This is a genomic window from Streptomyces sp. MAR4 CNX-425 (assembly GCF_048656465.1).
In the GTDB taxonomy this organism is placed as follows: Bacteria; Actinomycetota; Actinomycetes; order Streptomycetales; family Streptomycetaceae; genus Streptomyces.
On record NZ_JBMDLF010000001.1, the window covers coordinates 1099202 to 1115618 of the forward strand.

Annotated in this window: 15 protein-coding genes; 6 read left to right on the plus strand and 9 right to left on the minus strand. The window is 72.8% G+C overall.

From position 1 onward, the window contains the following. Positions 1-12 precede the first annotated feature (12 nt). The 7 genes from ACHZ99_RS04795 to ACHZ99_RS04825 all read right to left on the minus strand — a co-directional run bounded on the left by ACHZ99_RS04795 (position 13) and on the right by ACHZ99_RS04825 (position 9004). Complete coding sequence (locus tag ACHZ99_RS04795) at positions 13-858, minus strand: isoprenyl transferase (RefSeq protein WP_420303043.1); 846 nt, start codon at positions 856-858, stop codon at positions 13-15. Positions 859-926: 68 nt separating this feature from the next. Next, entirely contained in the window at positions 927-1673 is a 747-nt protein-coding gene (gene recO, locus ACHZ99_RS04800) for a DNA repair protein RecO (RefSeq protein ID WP_420303044.1), read from the minus strand. A gap of 88 nt (positions 1674-1761) precedes the next feature. Further along, positions 1762-3675 (minus strand): exo-alpha-sialidase, encoded by a 1914-nt coding sequence (locus ACHZ99_RS04805; protein ID WP_420303045.1) that lies wholly within the window; start codon positions 3673-3675, stop codon positions 1762-1764. A 173-nt stretch (positions 3676-3848) separates the two neighbouring features. Beyond that, complete coding sequence (locus ACHZ99_RS04810; RefSeq protein WP_420303203.1) at positions 3849-4541, minus strand: FadR/GntR family transcriptional regulator; 693 nt, start codon at positions 4539-4541, stop codon at positions 3849-3851. Positions 4542-4642: 101 nt separating this feature from the next. Then, positions 4643-5347 (minus strand): response regulator, encoded by a 705-nt coding sequence (locus ACHZ99_RS04815; RefSeq protein ID WP_420303046.1) that lies wholly within the window; start codon positions 5345-5347, stop codon positions 4643-4645. Continuing rightward, a complete protein-coding gene (locus ACHZ99_RS04820) occupies positions 5344-6720 on the minus strand; it encodes a sensor histidine kinase (RefSeq protein ID WP_420303047.1) in 1377 nt (458 codons plus the stop codon). Before ACHZ99_RS04820 ends, ACHZ99_RS04815 begins: the two co-directional genes overlap by 4 nt. A gap of 214 nt (positions 6721-6934) precedes the next feature. Beyond that, on the minus strand, positions 6935-9004 hold the full coding sequence (locus tag ACHZ99_RS04825; protein ID WP_420303048.1) for an MMPL family transporter: 2070 nt from the start codon (positions 9002-9004) through the stop codon (positions 6935-6937). Between the two features lie 386 nt (positions 9005-9390). Here ACHZ99_RS04825 and ACHZ99_RS04830 point away from each other — a divergent pair, with 386 nt between their 5' ends. From ACHZ99_RS04830 to ACHZ99_RS04845, 4 genes are all read left to right on the plus strand, one after another. Next, positions 9391-10659: a helix-turn-helix domain-containing protein gene (locus tag ACHZ99_RS04830; protein WP_420303049.1), complete on the plus strand. Its 1269-nt coding sequence runs from the start codon at positions 9391-9393 to the stop codon at positions 10657-10659. A gap of 39 nt (positions 10660-10698) precedes the next feature. Next, positions 10699-11022: a hypothetical protein gene (locus ACHZ99_RS04835; protein ID WP_420303050.1), complete on the plus strand. Its 324-nt coding sequence runs from the start codon at positions 10699-10701 to the stop codon at positions 11020-11022. A gap of 65 nt (positions 11023-11087) precedes the next feature. Then, positions 11088-11441 (plus strand): ATP-binding protein, encoded by a 354-nt coding sequence (locus tag ACHZ99_RS04840; RefSeq protein WP_420303051.1) that lies wholly within the window; start codon positions 11088-11090, stop codon positions 11439-11441. Positions 11442-11726: 285 nt separating this feature from the next. Continuing rightward, the gene (locus tag ACHZ99_RS04845) at positions 11727-11915 is read left to right on the plus strand and encodes a hypothetical protein (protein ID WP_420303052.1); all 189 of its coding nucleotides are present in this window, start codon (positions 11727-11729) and stop codon (positions 11913-11915) included. Here ACHZ99_RS04845 and ACHZ99_RS04850 read toward each other — a convergent pair. Further along, entirely contained in the window at positions 11912-12178 is a 267-nt protein-coding gene (locus tag ACHZ99_RS04850; protein ID WP_420303053.1) for a protealysin inhibitor emfourin, read from the minus strand. The genes ACHZ99_RS04845 and ACHZ99_RS04850 overlap by 4 nt on opposite strands. Before the next feature lie 9 nt (positions 12179-12187). Then, positions 12188-13318 carry a M4 family metallopeptidase gene (locus tag ACHZ99_RS04855; RefSeq protein WP_420303054.1) on the minus strand — a complete coding sequence of 377 codons (1131 nt, stop codon included), beginning with the start codon at positions 13316-13318 and terminating at the stop codon, positions 12188-12190. A gap of 288 nt (positions 13319-13606) precedes the next feature. Between ACHZ99_RS04855 and leuA the strand changes: the two genes are divergently transcribed. Further along, on the plus strand, positions 13607-15391 hold the full coding sequence (gene leuA / locus ACHZ99_RS04860) for a 2-isopropylmalate synthase (protein ID WP_420303055.1): 1785 nt from the start codon (positions 13607-13609) through the stop codon (positions 15389-15391). A 257-nt stretch (positions 15392-15648) separates the two neighbouring features. Next, positions 15649-16344, plus strand: a complete 696-nt coding sequence (locus ACHZ99_RS04865) for a TerB family tellurite resistance protein (protein WP_420303056.1) — start codon at positions 15649-15651, stop codon at positions 16342-16344. Positions 16345-16417: the final 73 nt, after the last annotated feature.

Below are 16417 nucleotides of genomic sequence, written 5' to 3' on the forward strand. Positions count from 1 at the left end.
ACGCCCGGGGCGTCAGGGCGTGCCGGCCTGCGCCTCCTCACCGACCTCGTTGGGGATGGCGCCGCCGAAGCGCCGGTCGCGGGAGGCGTACTCGACGCAGGCTCGCCACAGGTCCCGGCGGTCGAAGTCGGGCCACAGGATGTCCTGGAAGACCATCTCCGCGTAGACGCTCTGCCAGATCAGGTAGTTGGAGGTGCGCCGCTCGCCGGAGGGCCGGATGAACAGGTCCACGTCCGGCATGTCGGGGTGGTAGAGGTATTTCGCGAAGGTGCGCTCGCTGACCTTCTTGGGGTCCAGGCGGCCGGCGGCGACCTCGCGCGCGATGGCGGCGGCGGCGTCGGCGATCTCGGCCCGGCCGCCGTAGTTGACGCACATGTAGAGGGTCATGGCGTCGTTGCCGCGGGTCTGCTCCTCGGCGACCTGGAGCTCCTGGACGACGCTCTTCCAGAGCTTGGGCATGCGCCCGGCCCAGCGGATGCGTACGCCCATGGCGTCGAGTTCGTCGCGGCGGCGGTGGATGACGTCGCGGTTGAAGTTCATCAGGAAGCGCACCTCGTCCGGCGAGCGCTTCCAGTTCTCGGTGGAGAAGGCGTACACCGAGAGGTTCTGCACGCCCAGCTCGATGCAGCCCTTGACGACGTCGAGGACGACGGCCTCGCCGACCTTGTGGCCCTCGGTGCGCGGCAGGCCGCGCTCCTTGGCCCAGCGGCCGTTCCCGTCCATGACGATCGCGACGTGCCCGGGCACCAGCTCGCCCGGCAGCTTCGGTGCCCGGGCGCCGGAGGGGTGCGGCTCGGGTGCCTTGTACGCGCGGCTCCGCCGCGTCAGGGAACTGCCGCGAATCCCTCGTCGTGCCATGTGCCGTGCTCTCCCGTTCCTCGACGTGGCCGTCTTCCTCCCCGCCGCGCGGCGGCTGGTACCCCCGGCTACCGCTCGACGTGGCGCAGCGAGCGCAGGCCGCGCTCCAGGTGCCAGTGCAGATAGGCCGCGACGAGCCCGCTGCCCTCTCTGACGTGATGTGCCCCACAGCGGTCGGCGGTCTGCCAGTCGCCGGTCAGGAGCGCGCCGAGCAGCACGAGTACCTCGGGCGACGGTACGACGCTACCGGGGACCCGGCAATCGCCGCACAGCACACCCCCCGCCGTGACGGAGAAGAACCGGTTGGGCCCGTCGAGGCCGCAGCGGGCGCAGTCGCCGAAGCTGGGGGCGTAGCCGTTGACGGCGAGCGAGCGCAGCAGATAGGCGTCGAGGACCAGCTCGGGGGCGTGGGCGCCGCCGGCGAGGGTGCGCAGGGCGCCGACGAGCAGCAGGTACTGCTGGGTCGCGGGCTCGCCCTCCTGGTCGGCGAAGCGCTCGGCGGTCTCCAGCATGGCGGTGCCGGCGGTGTAGCGGGCGTAGTCGCCGACGACGGCGGCGCCGTAGGGGGCGATGGTCTCGGTCTGGGTGCACATCGGCAGGCCGCGGCCGACGAGCTCGCCGCCGCGGGCGAAGAGCTGCACGTCGACGTGGGAGAAGGGCTCCAGCCGGGCGCCGAACTTCGACTTGGTGCGCCGTACGCCGCGCGCCACCGCGCGGACGCGGCCGTGGCCGCGGGTGAGCAGGGAGATGATCCGGTCCGCCTCGCCCAGCTTCTGGGTGCGCAGCACGATGCCGTCGTCGCGGAACAGGGTCATGGTCCCCATTCTTGCCTACGCGGCCGGATTCCCGCCCCGCCGGTGTGCGACGGGGCGGGATGCCGGCGGGGGCCGCGGCGCTGCGGTGCTACCGGGGGATGACGGTGTCGAGCGGCAGCCGGAGCTGCTGGCCCTTCGGGACGTCGGCGTTGCCGTTGCGTATGCCCGTCAGCTCTCCGGGCCTGAGGGCGCGGTTGTAGACGCGCATGTCGTCGAGGTAGCCGTGGAAGCGGTTGGCGCCGTCGAGGCGCTGGCCGATGTCGATGCCGCCGATGCCGAACTCCTTGCCCGCGGTGGGCGAGCCGGGCGGGGCGGCGACGGCGAAGGAGTCGCCGTCGACGGTCAGGGTGAGCTTGCCGTCGGCGCGTTGCAGGGTCACGAAGTGGAAGGAGTTGTCGTTGTACGCCTTGTCGGTCTGGACGCTCACGGCGGCCTGCTCCATCTGCATGCGGGCGATGACGCGGTTCCGCTCGGGTTCGGCGCGCAGCCAGATCGAGGGGGCGTTGCCGCCGACCCCGTAGGCCCACATGATCGCGTGGGCGCCGTTGGTGCGGCCGTACTTGAACCAGCCGGTCCAGGTGAAGTCGCCGTCGCCGACGTCGAGGGAGTCGTTCCACGGGATCTCGACGCGGGCGTCGACGTGGTCGTCGGCGTTGTCGAGGAAGAGGGACCGGCCGAACCTGCCGTCGCGCAGGACGGAGCTGCCGCGCACGTACGCGGTGTTGTCGTTGCCGGAGACGTCGGGTGTGGTCGCTCCCGGGGCGGGGGCGGGAGGCTGCGGCGGGTCCTCGTTGGGCTGGTCGAGGAAGGCGTCGTTGAAGCGGGCCCAGCGGATCGCCTCGTACGGGCTGTCCGTGCCGGCCTCGTAGAGCAGGCCGACGCGGTCCTCGGCCAGCTCGACCATGTCGGAGTAGGCGGTGGGTCCCCAGTGGATGACGCGGCCCTGGTCCCAGGGCTCCCAGGTGCGTCCGTCGTCGTGGGAGGCGCGTACGGACATGACCTTGCGGTCGGCGGGGTGGGCGGGCAGCGAGGCGAGGACCTCGTCGCCGTGGCGCAGCGTGGAGCCCTGCACGACGGGGCTGACCAGGCTGGGCGTCGTGGCGAAGGGGGCGTCCCAGGTGACGCCGCCGTCGCTGCTGACGGCGGCGGCGCGGTTGCCGGGGTCGGTGCCGCGCTCGTCGCGGGCGGCGGCGTAGACGGCGCCGTCCTCGCGCTGGAAGAGGCTGAGTTCCTGGGGCTTGACGTCGGGCGGCTGGACGGCGCGGGTGTCGTCGGCGCCCAGCTGCCAGTTCAGGCCGCCGTCGTCGCTGTAGAGGAGGTGCGCGCCCTGGCGGCCGTCGAGGCCCTGGTGGTTGCCGCCGACGAGCAGGCGGCCGGCGTGGTCGCCGGTGTCGAGCTGGAGGCCGTGGCCGGGGCCGGTGGCGTACCAGCGGTCCCACTCGGGCTTGGACAGCTCGGCGCCCATGTCGCGGGCGGGGGTCCAGGTGCGGCCGTGGTCGGTGGAGTGTTGCAGGTACGGGGTGCGCGTGGTGTCGTCGGCGCCGGGGTTGTGGGTGCTGAGCAGGGAGATGCGGCCGGACTCCCGGTCGACGACGGGCGCGGGGTTGCCGCGGGTGTCGCCGTCGCCGGAGAGGACGACCTGCGGTGCGGTCCAGGTGGCGCCGCCGTCGGTGGAGCGGCGGAGCACGATGTCGATGTCGCCCTTGTCGGAGCAGCTGTCGACGCGGCCTTCGGCGAAGGCGAGGAGGGTGCCGTCGGCGGCTGCGACGACGGCGGGGATGCGGTAGCAGGAGTAGCCGCCGGTGCCGCCCTGGAAGAGCACCTCCTCGCTGAACTCCGGCGCGGCGGCCTGCCGGGTCTCTCCGGCCGCGGCGTGCGGCGCGAGTGCGGTCAGTCCGGTGCCGAGGACCGCGGCGCAGGCGGCGAGGACGGTGGCGTGCCGGGGGCGGGGTTTTCTTCGGCGGGAGCGGTCCTGGGCGGGTGGCGCGAGGCGTGGCTGCATGGATGCGACTCGCTTTCGTCGAGGGATTCGTCCGGTTACGCAGACAATCGGATAGCCCATGTCCTACGTAGGACGTGGGATGTCCATCGGCGTAACTTAGAGGCGGCCCCTCGTACGGTCAAGAGTTCGGCTTCGGCTACCGGGAGTTCACCTTCCGCACACGTGTGTGCCGCCTACCCGACGCCGCGCATGGCCTTCCCGGCGCGCGCCTCGATGCCGCGGAAGTGGGTCGTCATCGCGGCCCGTACGCGCTCGCGGTCGCGCGCCCGCAGCGCCGCGACGATCTCCTTGTGGCGCCGGGCCGTGCCCATCGGCGACGGGTCGTTGGCCCAGCCGCGGGCGCCGGCCACCCGGTGAAAGACGTTCCAGAACGCCCCGAGAAGCTGCGGGACCAGGGTGTTGCCTATCGAGCGGTAGAGCACCTCGTGGAACTCGCGGTCCTCCTCGGGGAAGACCTCGCCCTGGCCGGCCCGGGTCTCCATGCGCGCGACGATGCCGTCCAGCGCGTCCAGATCGTCCTCGGGGATGCTCTCCACCACCCGGCTGACCAGGCCCTCTTCGAGTATTTCGCGGACCTGGAGGATCTCGGTGAGGGCGTGCGCGTCGTCGCCGCCGAGCTGCACCAGGGTGCGGAACGTCAGCCCGTCGGCGAGCGGCGTGAGCGACGCCTCGCCGACGTAGGTGCCGTACCCGTGGCGGATCTCGACGATGTCGAGGGCCTGGAGCGCCTTGAGCGCCTCGCGCACGGAGTTGCGGCTCACCCCCAGGTCGTCCATCAGCTCGGTCTCGGTGGGCAGCACCTCGCCGGGGCGCAGCCCCCGGTCGAGGATCAGCTGCATGATCTCGCGCTGGATCTGGCCGCCCATGCGCTTCCTGCGGTCCGAACGCGGCTGGGGGTGCTTCAGCTCCTGGGGCATGGCGGTATCGTACGCACAAGGAGGGACATCCTACGTGTGATACGTCAGTTTCATCCGGAAGATGAGGAAGATCCGGGAGTGATGAGCCCGGATTCGTAGCCGATGACGACCAACTGCGCCCGGTCCCGCGCGCCCACCTTGCCCATGATCCGGCTCACATGGGTCTTGGCCGTCAGCGGCGAGAGCGCCAGCGACTCGGCGATCTCGGTGTTGTTCAGCCCGCGCGCCACCAGCATGAGCACCTGCCGCTCCCGCTCCGACAGCGCTCCCAGCGCCGCCCCGCCGCTGTGCGTCGCGGACGGCTGCGGCGCCTCCGGCAGCCGCACCAGCCGCTCGATGAGCCGGGCCGTGGGGCCGGGCGAGAGGAGCGCGTCGCCGGCGGCGACGGTGCGGATGGCCTCCAGCAGCGCGGCCGGCTGGGTGTCCTTGACCAGGAAGCCGGAGGCACCGGCGCGCAGCGCGGCCATGATGTGCTCGTCGGTGTCGTAGGTGGTGAGCACCAGCACCCGTACGCCCGCGAGGTCCTCGTCGGCGGCGATCAGATGGGTGGCCTCGATGCCGTCCAGCTCGGGCATCCGCAGGTCCATCACCACCAGGTCGACGCGCTCGCTGCGGGTCAGCTCCACGGCCTCGCGGCCGTTGCCCGCCTCGCCGACCACCTCCATGTCGGGGGCGGAGTCCACGAGCATGGTGAACGCCTTGCGCACCAGGGTCTGGTCGTCGGCGAGCAGGACGCGGATGGGCTGCGCGGTCATGCGGTGCGGCTCCTGTCGGTGAAGGCGGTACGCGCCCCGGTGCGGTCGGCGCCGGGGCCCGCGGGGGCGTCTGCGTCGACGGTCTCGATCCCCTCGGCGCCCTCGCCCGCCCCGGCCGCGCCGCCCGCCCCGGCCGCTGTCGCCGCGCACGGCAGTTCGGCGGTGACCGCGAAGCCCGCGGCGTCCCCGCGCAGGCCGGCCTCCAGCGTGCCGCCGACGGTGCGGGCCCGCTCGCGCATGCCGACGATCCCGTAGCCGGAGCGGGCGGGTTCGGCCGCGGCCGCCGGGGCCTTCGTCAGCCCCGGGGGCGCCGCGCCCGCCGGGCCGCCCTCCGGCCCGTCGTCGACGACGGCGATGCGCAGCGCGTCGGCCCCCTCGTCGTACGTGACGGCGATACGGACCTGCACCGCGGACCCGGCGTGCTGCACGGCGTTGGTGAGCGACTGCTGCACGATCCGGTACGCCGCCGCCCCCACCCCCTGCGGCACGTCGCGGGCGGTGTCGGCGACGTCCAGGTGCACCTTGGCGCCCCCGGCGCGCGCGGCCTCCACCAGGTCGTCCAGCCCCGCGAGCCCGGGCGGCGGCCCGGTGCCCTCCACGGCGTCCCCGGCGCGCAGCACCTGCAGCGTGGTGCGCAGTTCGACGCGGGCGTCGCGGCAGGTGCCCGCGATGCCGTCGAGCGCGTCGGCGAGCGCCGCGCGGTCCAGCCGGTCGGGGTCGGCGACCAGCAGGTGCGCGGCCACCGAGGTCTGCACGCCGATGAGGGTGATGCTGTGCGCCAGCAGGTCGTGGAGGTCCTGGGCGATGCGCAGCCGCTCCTCCGCCACCCGCCGGGCGGCGGTCTCCTCGCGGGTGCGCTCGGCCCGTTCGGCGCGTTCGACGATGGCGCCGACGTAGTTGCGGTGGACCCGTACCGCCTCGCCGAAGAGCGCGACGGAGATGACCCAGCCGGAGGTGCGCAGGAACTCGGTGGCCTGGTCGATGTCGCGCAGCGTCAGCATGACCACCGCGGCGACGAGGAGCCCGGAGGTGACCGCCAGGGTGCGCACCCGCGGCCCGGCGACCGCGAGGGAGTAGACCGCGACCATGATCGTGGGCGTCGGCGCGGTGTGGACGTTGTCGAGGATGTGGTACGGCGCCTCGGGCACGAAGGACACCACGAAGACGCCCAGCGGGTAGTGCCGGCGCCAGGCCAGCACCGCCACCATGAGGAACAGCAGCAGCCAGCCCAGGGCGTCGGGCCGGTGCGCCGACTCCTCGACCTTCCCGAACAGCGCCAGGCCCGCGACGACCACGCCGACCACCGCGGGGACGCGGAGATCCGCGCGCGTCGGCCGCTCCAGCCGCTTCAGCCGGGTCAACGCTGACTGCATGAAACCATCCTCGCCTACGGCTCCCGGCAGGGAACCCCTGGGTACCTGTCCGCCGCCCGGAAACGGCGGTGCCCCGGCCGGGTGGCAGCCACGGGGGGAGCCGCCACTCGGCCGGGGAGTTCGTGGGCCGTACCGCCCGGCTCCGCCCGGCCCGCCCGGACGTGCCGGGCGGGCGGGACGTACCGGGCCGGGCGGTACGGGCCGCGCGAGCGCGCTACCGCGCCGCCGCGCCCGCGGGTTCCGGCTCCGGCTCCCTCTCCGGCTCCGCGGGCGGGGTCTCCACCCGCTTCGCCAGCGGTCCGGGCCACCAGATCCGCTTGCCCAGCAGCCAGCTCGCGGACGTGACCAGGTAGGTACGGACCAGGAAGGTGTCGAGCAGCACGCCGACCGCGATGACGAAGCCGATCTCGAACATCATCACCATCGGCATCGTCGCCAGCGCCGCGAACGTCGCCGCCAGCACCACCCCGGCGGACGCGATCACGCCGCCGGTGCGGCGCAGCGCGGTCAGCGCCGCGGTGCGGGTGTCCGCGCCGTTCACCGCCTCCTCCCGCATCCGGTGCAGCAGGAAGATGCCGTAGTCGACACCGAGCGCCACCCCGAAGACGAAGGTCAGCAGCGCCAGTTCGCCGCCGATGCCGGAGAAGCCCATCACCGGCTCGAAGACCAGGCCGCCGATACCCATCGCCGCACCCCAGGACGCGGCCACCGCGACCGTCAGCACCAGCGGCGCGATCAGGCTGCGCAGCAGGACGATGAGGATGAGCAGCACCGCGGCGAGGGTGAGCGGGATGATCAGCTTGCGGTCGTTGGAGTTGGCCTCGGCCAGGTCCATGGCCTCGGCGCTGAGCCCGCCGACCACGGCGTCGGCGCCCTCCAGCTCGTCGAGCTGGCCGCGCAGGTCGTTGATCGCCCGGTCCTCGCCCGCGGACTGCGGCGGGTCGGCGGCGAAGACGGTGATCTCGGTGTGGCCGCCGCCGGAGCGGGAGACCTCGGCCGAGGCGATGCCCTCGACGTTCCGGGTGGTGGACAGCGCCTCGTCCGCCCGGTCCGCGTTCGCGATCACGACGATCGGCTGCGCGCCCTGCTCGGGGTACGCCTCCTTCAGCTTCTCCATCGCCGTGATGGACTCGGGCTTGTCGATGAAGGCGTCCTCCTGCTTGAGGTTGCCCGGCAGGTTGAGCGTGCCGAGCGCCAGCGCGCCCAGCGCCACCGTGCCGCTGACGAGGATCAGCACCGGGCGGCGGCCCACCGAGGTGCCCATCCGGTCGAAGAAGCCGCGCCGCTTGGCCTCGCTGCCGTAGGCGGGGATCAGCGGCCAGAAGACCCGCCGGCCGAAGAGCACCAGCAGCGCCGGCAGCAGGGTGAGCATCACGGCGAGCGCGCACAGCACACCCACCGCGCCGACCGGGCCCAGGCCCGCGGTGCTGTTGAGGTCGGCGGCCACCAGGCAGACCAGACCGGCCGCGACCGTGCCGGACGAGGCGAGGATCGCCGGGCCGCACCTGCGCACGGCCCGGAACATCGCGTCCTGCGGCACCGGGGTGCGCCGCAGTTCCTCGCGGTAGCGGGCGACGAGCAACAGCGCGTAGTCCGTTCCCGCGCCGAAGATCAGCACCGTCATCATCGCCGAGCTCATGGAGCTGACGGTCAGGTCGAACGCCTGGATGAGGCCGTAGACGACGGCCATCGAGGTCATGGCCGCGACGCCGACGCAGACCAGCGGCAGCAGCCACAGGAACGGGCTGCGGTAGGTGATGATCAGCAGAATGGTGACGATGCCCGCGGTGGCGTACATCAGCGTGCCGTCGACCTGCTCGTAGACCGCCTCGGAGTCGGCCTGGATGCCGGCGGGGCCGCCGAGTTCGACGGACAGGCCCTCGGGGGGATCCGCGACGTGCTCGTCGCGGATCCCCTCGACGGTCTCCAGCTGGGCGTCCTCGTCGGGCAGCCCGACGATGGAGAACGGCACCATCAGGGTCGTACCGTCCTCGGACGGCACCACCTGGGGAGCGCGGCCCCCGGCCAGCTCGTACGCGCCGGCGATGTCACCGGCGTCCCGCGTGGCGAGTTCGCGGTCGGTGGCGGTGACGCCGCCGTCGCGCTGGTAGACCAGGATCCCGTCGAGGGTGTCGCCGCCGGGCATGTCCGCGACGATCTCGGCGACCTGGGTCGAGTCGGCGCTGCCCGGCAGATAGTCGACGGCCCGGTCGCGGGTCGACTCGCCGAGCTTGCTGCCGAACGGCATGGTGATGGCGAGGACCGCGATCCACAGGCCGAGCACGGCCCACGGTATCCATCGGCGCCTGGGCCGGGTGGCCGTGCCGGGCGGCCCTTCAGGTGGTGCGGATACGGCGCCCATAGGGGCTCTCCCTCCGGGAAGTAGCTGTTCTTGCCCCAGCTTCCCCCGGGGACCGGCCCCGGTTCTTCGCTCCCGGGTGCCAAACCCGCCTTACTGCGCGGGGTGTGTTGAGGCGGCCCTTACTCCCCCGGGAGTACTCCCGCGCGCCGTTGTCAACACCGCCCGCACGAACGCACGTTGCGCGCCGGCCGCCCGCGGACGGCAAGGTACGCGGCCCGGCCGGGGCCGGCCCCTCCGCCACGTGTGGTGAACAACGGCTACGGGCTGCTGCCCCGGGTCCGGCCGGGTACCGTTCTGGGTGTCGAGGTATGAACGGAGTCCTTGTGCCCTACCCGCTGGAAGAGCAGGAGGCGATCGGGCGCCGTATCAAGCGGCGACGTCTTCAGCTCGGAATGACGCAGGCCGATCTGGCCGCGGCGGTCGGCAAGAAGCAGGCGTGGTTGTCCCGCGTCGAGAACGGACGCCTGGAGCTGGACCGCACGGCGCTGATCAACCAGCTTGCCGCCGCGCTTCACTGTCACCCGAACGAACTGATAGACCGGCCGTACGAGGTCGCCGCGGGGGAAGCCCGGTGGCAGGTGGCCGCTGCGTCGATCTTGCGGGAGCTGCGCCGATACGACCTCCCCCCGGTGTTCACGGGCACTCCGCGGGGTTCGAACGCCCTGTGGCAGGACATGAGGCGCCTGCACCGACTGCGTGACGCCGCCGCCAACGTTGCGGTCTTGAGCAGCCTGCCGGACATGTTCCGCGAGGCCCGGGCGCTGGCCGAGGTCTCCCACGGGCATGAGCGGGAAGAGGCGTACGGCGTCTACGCGATCTGCTGCAAGTTCGCCCACACGGCCGCGCACGCGCTCGGCCATCCTGAACTGGTCGCCATGGCCTGCGAGCGCGCCGCTTGGTCCGCCAGGCTGTCCGGCGACCCCCTCATGCCCGCCGTCGCGGACTGGATGCGGGTGTGGGACATGTGGGCCACCGCGGACTGGTCCGATTCCCTCGCCTTGGCCGACCGGGCGCTGCGCAACGTCCAGGACGACTACGACCGGCACGACCAGCTTGCGGTACGTCTCTGGGGGGCTCTGCAACTGCGAGCCGCGGTCTCCGCCGCCCGGGCGAACAACAAGGCCGAGGCCGAGCACCGCATCAGCCTCGCCCGCGAGGCCGGCGCCCACGTGGACGCCTATACGGGTCCGCCGATCCACGACCGCGCCACGTTGACGTTCTCCACCGGCAATGTGCAGATCCACGCGATCAGCGTCCAACTGGAGATGGCCAACCAGTCCGAAGCGCTGCGGCTGAACGACGAAGCCGATCAGCGGCACATCGACGCCCTGCCGAACTCTCGCCGGGGCCACCATCACATGGACCTCTCCAGAGCCTTCCTCTGGGACGGCAGCCGGGACAAGGCGCTGCAGGAACTGGTGGAGGCCGAGCGGCTGGCACCCGAGTTGGTGCGCAACCACCCCATCGGCCGCGCCACTCTCCGGAAGATCATCTACGCGGAGAGAGCGTCCACGCGTGAACGGCTACGCCGTATGTCGCATCGATTTCACCTCGACGAGCAGGGGCTATTCCGCTGAGTCATAATTCTGTGTGACGGGGAGAATACTTTCCGTCGCGTGACCGCAGCGAAACGCACACCCCAGGACAAGGCTCGCCACCGGTCCCCGGCCGAGGTGGCCGCCGGTTGGGCACCGCGACGGGGAGACGTCGTCTACGACGTCCCCGGGCAGCGCACCGGCATCGTCATCGCCCTCCCCGAGGACACCGGTGCACCCGTCTACCACCTGTGCCCGCCCGGCGGCGGCCGGGGATGGACGGCACGCGTGGATGATCTCCGCCCCCACGAGGACGACGCGCCGGACGGAACCACCTTGCACGAGTCCGTCATGCCCTCGCCCGAGGTGTTCCGCTCCACCCCGGGCGGCCGGGAGGGGGTGTGAGCGCGATGGCCGTGCCGTCCGCCGCGACTCCACCGGTCCGATGCGAAACCCTGCCGCGCACGGCGATGTCGGTGGCCAGGGCCCGGCGGCTGGTCTCCACCTCGCTGCGCGTCTGGTCGCTGGACGCCGCCGACGCCGCGGCGTGCCTCGTCATCAGCGAGTTGGTGACGAACGCGGTGCGGCACGCGCGCCTGGCGGCGGTGATCGTCCGGGTCTCCCGCGTCGGACCCCGGCGGGTCCGGGTGGCGGTCGTCGACCTCTCCCGAACCCCGCCGACGCTCATCGACGCCGACGTGGACGACGAATCGGGGCGGGGCCTGGCCACGGTCGCCGCGGTCTCTACCGCATGGGGCGTCGACACGCTGCCGTGGGGCAAGCGGGTGTGGGCAGACCTCGACGTTCCCGAGGGCGCCTCGTGAACGGCCGCATCCCCGAGCTGGCCTACGCCGCCATCCTCACCGGCGTCCTCGTCCTCCTCACCCTCGGATTCGCCTCCGCCCCTGCTTCTTCCCTTCCACCCGCGACGTGGCTTCACTCTTCTGACCCCGATCACGAGGACCGAGAAGAAAGACACCTGGGAAACGGTCGAGGCGCTCTGCGAGTGGCTGGACAGGGAGAGTCCCGTCGCGGGGGAGACCGCACGCCTGCTGCGCATCCTCAAGATCGGGGAAGAGTTCGGCGAGGTCGCCGAAGCCGTACACGGCGTGCTCGGCACGAACCCGCGCAAGGGCAGCACTCATACGGTCGACGACCTCTGCAAGGAGCTGTGCGACGTGATCACGACAAGCATGGTCGCGCTCGCCTCGATCACCGACGACGCCGGCGCCGTCTTCGACGCGAGGCTGCGGGAGATCGTGGATCGGGCGCGGGTAGTGAGTGCGGGCGGCGGCTAGGCGCCCTCTTTCAGGACGGTCCGTACGAGCGCGCGTTGGGCGTCGGTCAACCGGGGGTCGGCGAAGTGGGCGGTGCGGCCGCCGGCGGTGACGCGGTACGCGAAGCCGTCGGGTACGCCCGGGGGCGGGGCGGCGCTGCCCTGGGCCAGGGCGCGGTGGGCCAGGGCCTCCAGGCCGGCCGCGTCGGGGCGGCCGGCCGTGTCCAGGGTGGCCTCGCGGGGGATGCCCGCGAAGCCCCCGGTGCGGGTGACGGTGATGCGCATGCCCCACGCCTACCCCGCCGGCGGCGGGGCACCCTCCGGGGCCGGGGTCTGCCGCGGCACGGTGGCGTCCGTGCCCGTGGGCACGTCGACCACCGACCACGCCTTGACCACGGCGGCGCGCTCCGCCCCGTCGCCGTAGCGGGCCTCGGCGGCGGCGACGGTGGCGGCGGCGAACGCGGCGAAGTCGGCGGTGGTGGTGAGGGCGCCGCCGGTCAGCGTGTCGTACCAGATGCGGCCGGCGCGGTCCCAGGCGTTGCCGCCGAGGTCGGTGGCCAGCCGGTAGAAGGCGTGGTTGGGGATGCCGGAGTTGATGTGGACGCCGCCGTTGTCGGTGGCGGTGTCGACGTAGTCCGCCATCGTCGCCGGCTGCGGGTCCTTGCCGAGGACGTCGTCGTCGTAGGCCGTGCCGGGGGCCTTCATCGAGCGCAGCGCCTCGCCGGAGACGCCGGGGGCGAGCAGTTCGGCGCCGATGAGCCAGTCCGCGTCCGCGGCGGTGGTGCCCTGGACGTACTGCTTGATGAGGGAGCCGAAGACGTCGGAGACCGACTCGTTGAGCGCGCCGGACTGGCCGAAGTACTCCAGGTTCGCGCTGTACTGGGTGACGCCGTGGGTCAGCTCGTGGCCGATGACGTCGACGGCGCGGGTGAAGTCGAGGAAGACCTCGCCGTCGCCGTCGCCGAAGACCATCTGCTCGCCGTCCCAGAAGGCGTTCCCGTAGTCCTCGCCGTAGTGGACGGTGGCGTGCAGCGGCAGCCCGGCGCCGTCGACGGAGTCGCGCGCGAAGCCGCTGAGGAACAGCTCGAAGGTGGCGCCGAGGCCGTCGTAGGCGCGGTTGACGGTGGCGTCGGCGACGGGCTCCGAGCCCTCGGCGCGGACCTCGGTGCCGGGGAGGTTCTGGGTCCCTTCGGCGTCGTAGACGGTGCGCTTCGGCTTCGCGTCCTCCCGCGCCGCGCGCGCGGCCGGGCGGGCGGCGGCGGCGCGGACGGTGGCGGTACGGCGGCGGGTGCGCTGCAAGGCGTCGCGCTCCAGGGTGCGGCGGGCACGGGCGGCGAGGGCGGGGTCGCCGGTGCGGGCCAGCCTGTCCAGGATGTGCGGCGGCACGATGGTGCAGAAGACCGGGTTACGTGAAGTGGCATCCATGCCTGGCAATGTGGCACTAAGTAACCGACTTGTCACTCCCCGCAGCGGATGGTTAGCGATTTCGGGTGGCCGGGGCCGGTACGGGCTCCGCGCGGGATCTCGCATCGTGATACTGGTCGGCCGGTGCCGCCGGGCTGGGCTACATTGTTCGGCATCGTGCGTTACGGGCTGCTTCTTCTTAGCCGCCGCGGCGAGGGTCTGCCGTCGTAGACCGACCCCCTCCCCGCGGAGTCCGGTGCTGCCACCCGTCGGTCGACGACCAGCTCGCGCGAAGGAGCCCACGCCACCATGTCCCCCTCCGGTCGATCCGACCGCCCCGGTAACACCGTCGGCCGCGGTACGCCCGTCACCGCCGCCACCGTTCGCCAGCAGCCCTCCGGCATGCCGGTGCACCGCTACCGCCCGTACGAGGCCGTCGACATCCCCGACCGCACCTGGCCCGGCAACCGCGTCACGCGCGCGCCCCGGTGGCTGTCCACCGACCTGCGCGACGGCAACCAGGCGCTGATCGACCCCATGTCGCCGGCGCGCAAACGCGCCATGTTCGACCTGCTGGTGCGCATGGGCTACAAGGAGATCGAGGTCGGCTTCCCGTCCTCCGGGCAGACCGACTTCGACTTCGTACGCTCCATCATCGAGGACGGCGCCGTCCCCGAGGACGTGACGATCTCCGTGCTGACGCAGGCGCGCGAGGAGCTGATCGAGCGCACCGTGCAGTCGCTCAAGGGCGCCCACCGCGCGACCGTCCACCTGTACAACGCGACCGCGCCCGTGTGGCGCGAGGTCGTCTTCCGCGGCTCGCGCGACGCGGTCAGGCAGATCGCCGTCGACGGCACCCGGCTGGTCGTGGAGTACGCCGAGAAACTGCTCGACGACCGCACCGTCTTCGGCTACCAGTACAGCCCGGAGATCTTCACCGACACCGAGCTGGACTTCGCGCTGGAGGTCTGCGAGGGCGTCATGGACGTCTGGCAGCCCGAGGACGGCCGCGAGATCATCCTCAACCTGCCGGCCACCGTGGAGCGGTCCACGCCCTCCACGCACGCCGACCGCTTCGAGTGGATGTCGCGGAACCTGTCCCGCCGCGAGCACGTGTGCCTGTCCGTCCACCCGCACAACGACCGCGGCACCGCCGTCGCCGCCGCCGAGCTGGCGCTCATGGCGGGCGCCGACCGCATCGAGGGCTGCCTGTTCGGGCAGGGCGAGCGGACCGGCAACGTCGACCTCGTCACCCTGGGCATGAACCTGTTCTCGCAGGGCGTCGACCCGATGATCGACTTCTCGGAGATCGACGAGATCCGGCGCACCTACGAGTACTGCAACCAGATGGGCGTCCACCCCCGCCACCCCTACGTCGGCGACCTCGTCTACACCGCCTTCTCCGGCTCCCACCAGGACGCCATAAAGAAGGGCTTCGAGGCGATGGAGGCGAAGGCGGAGCGGGCCGGCAAGCCCGTCGGGGAGCTGGAGTGGGCGGTGCCGTACCTGCCCATCGACCCCAAGGACGTGGGCCGCTCGTACGAGGCGGTCATCCGGGTCAACTCGCAGTCCGGCAAGGGCGGCGTGGCGTACGTGCTCCAGCACGACCACAGCCTCGACCTGCCGCGCCGCATGCAGGTGGAGTTCTCCCAGATCATCCAGGCCAGGACCGACGCCGAGGGCGGCGAGGTCACCCCGGCGCAGATCTGGGACACCTTCCGCGACGAGTACCTGCCCAACCCCGGCAACCCCTGGGGCCGCATCCAGCTGCGCGGCGGGCAGACGACGACCGACCGCGACGGCGTCGACACCCTCACCGTGCAGGCCGACGTCGACGGCGCCGAGACCACCCTCGTCGGCACCGGCAACGGGCCGATCTCCGCGTTCTTCCACGCCCTTCAGGGCATCGGCGTCGACGCGCGGCTGCTGGACTACCAGGAGCACACGATGAGCGAGGGCGCCAGCGCGCAGGCGGCCTCGTACATCGAGGTCGCGGTGGACGGCAGGGTGCTGTGGGGCATCGGCATCGACGCGAACACCACGCGCGCGTCGCTGAAGGCGGTCGTCTCCGCGGTCAACCGCGCGTCCCGCTGACCCGGTCCGCACCGCCGTCCGGGACCGCCGTCCGGGACCGCCGTCCGGGACCGCCGTCCGGCACCGTTGCCCGGCCCGCCGTCGGCCCGCCGTCCGGCGCCGCCGCGGCGGTGCGCCCGCGCCCCCGTCCGCGCCCCCGTCCGGGCGCGGAGGGGCGCGGGCGCGGCTCGTTCGCACCGGGTTGACGTGCGCGAGGGCTGACGATGTCGGCCGGTGTGGTTAGCATCACGTCAGCGCGGCAGCGTTGCCGAAGCGTGATGGAGGTCGACGTGACGCATATCCCCCGCCGGTTCGCCGGCGTGCGGACGTCCTGGTACACCGAGTCCGACGGTGAGTTCTTCTGCCCCGGCTGCGGCGGCGACCGCAACTACCGCCGGCGCAGCGGCAGACGGCGGTTCACCGTCCTCGGCGTACCGGTGCTGCCGCGCGGCGACGCCGGCCCCGTCGTCGAGTGCGCCGACTGCGCCGGGCACTTCGGCCTCGGGTCCCTCGCCGAACCCACCTCCACGCGCTTCGCGCTGCTGCTGCGCGACGCCACGCACGCCGTCGCCCTCGCCGTGCTCCACGCCGGCGGCACCTCCTCCCCCGCCGTCCGCGGCACGGCCGTCACCGCGGTGCGCACCGCGGGGTACGACGACTGCACGGAGGAGCAGCTGCTCACGCTGCTGGCCGCCATCGAGGCCGACTCCGGGCGGATGCCCGACCTGAGCGCGCGGCACCCGGCGGAGCAGCGGAACTTCGAGGCGGAGCTGCGCGAGACGCTGGCGCCGCTGGCGCCGCACCTGGTGGCGGCGGGGCGGGAGTCGATCCTGCTGGGCGGCGCGCGCATCGCGCTGGCGGACGGGGCGTACACGCCGCCGGAGTGGGAGACGCTGACGGTGGTCGGGGACGCGCTGCTGCTGCCCGGGGCGGACGTGGAGCGGCTGCTGACGTCGGCGCGCACGCCGTCCTGAGCGGCGGTACGCGCGGGGCGCGGCCCGGCGCGTAGGGCGGGCCGCGGGCGCGTACGGCACGGGCGCGTACGGG

What these genes read in the sequence shown, in the direction of transcription:
- recO (WP_420303044.1), bottom strand. Translation starts at nt 1,673, where the DNA reads ATGACCCTGTTCCGCGACGACGGCATCGTGCTGCGCACCCAGAAGCTG.
- leuA (WP_420303055.1), top strand. Translation starts at nt 13,607, where the DNA reads ATGTCCCCCTCCGGTCGATCCGACCGCCCCGGTAACACCGTCGGCCGC.
- ACHZ99_RS04795 (WP_420303043.1), bottom strand. Translation starts at nt 858, where the DNA reads ATGGCACGACGAGGGATTCGCGGCAGTTCCCTGACGCGGCGGAGCCGC.
- ACHZ99_RS04810 (WP_420303203.1), bottom strand. Translation starts at nt 4,541, where the DNA reads ATGGGCGGCCAGATCCAGCGCGAGATCATGCAGCTGATCCTCGACCGG.
- ACHZ99_RS04820 (WP_420303047.1), bottom strand. Translation starts at nt 6,720, where the DNA reads ATGCAGTCAGCGTTGACCCGGCTGAAGCGGCTGGAGCGGCCGACGCGC.
- ACHZ99_RS04815 (WP_420303046.1), bottom strand. Translation starts at nt 5,347, where the DNA reads ATGACCGCGCAGCCCATCCGCGTCCTGCTCGCCGACGACCAGACCCTG.
- ACHZ99_RS04865 (WP_420303056.1), top strand. Translation starts at nt 15,649, where the DNA reads ATGGAGGTCGACGTGACGCATATCCCCCGCCGGTTCGCCGGCGTGCGG.
- ACHZ99_RS04855 (WP_420303054.1), bottom strand. Translation starts at nt 13,318, where the DNA reads ATGGATGCCACTTCACGTAACCCGGTCTTCTGCACCATCGTGCCGCCG.
- ACHZ99_RS04805 (WP_420303045.1), bottom strand. Translation starts at nt 3,675, where the DNA reads ATGCAGCCACGCCTCGCGCCACCCGCCCAGGACCGCTCCCGCCGAAGA.
- ACHZ99_RS04840 (WP_420303051.1), top strand. Translation starts at nt 11,088, where the DNA reads ATGTCGGTGGCCAGGGCCCGGCGGCTGGTCTCCACCTCGCTGCGCGTC.
- ACHZ99_RS04830 (WP_420303049.1), top strand. Translation starts at nt 9,391, where the DNA reads ATGAACGGAGTCCTTGTGCCCTACCCGCTGGAAGAGCAGGAGGCGATC.
- ACHZ99_RS04850 (WP_420303053.1), bottom strand. Translation starts at nt 12,178, where the DNA reads ATGCGCATCACCGTCACCCGCACCGGGGGCTTCGCGGGCATCCCCCGC.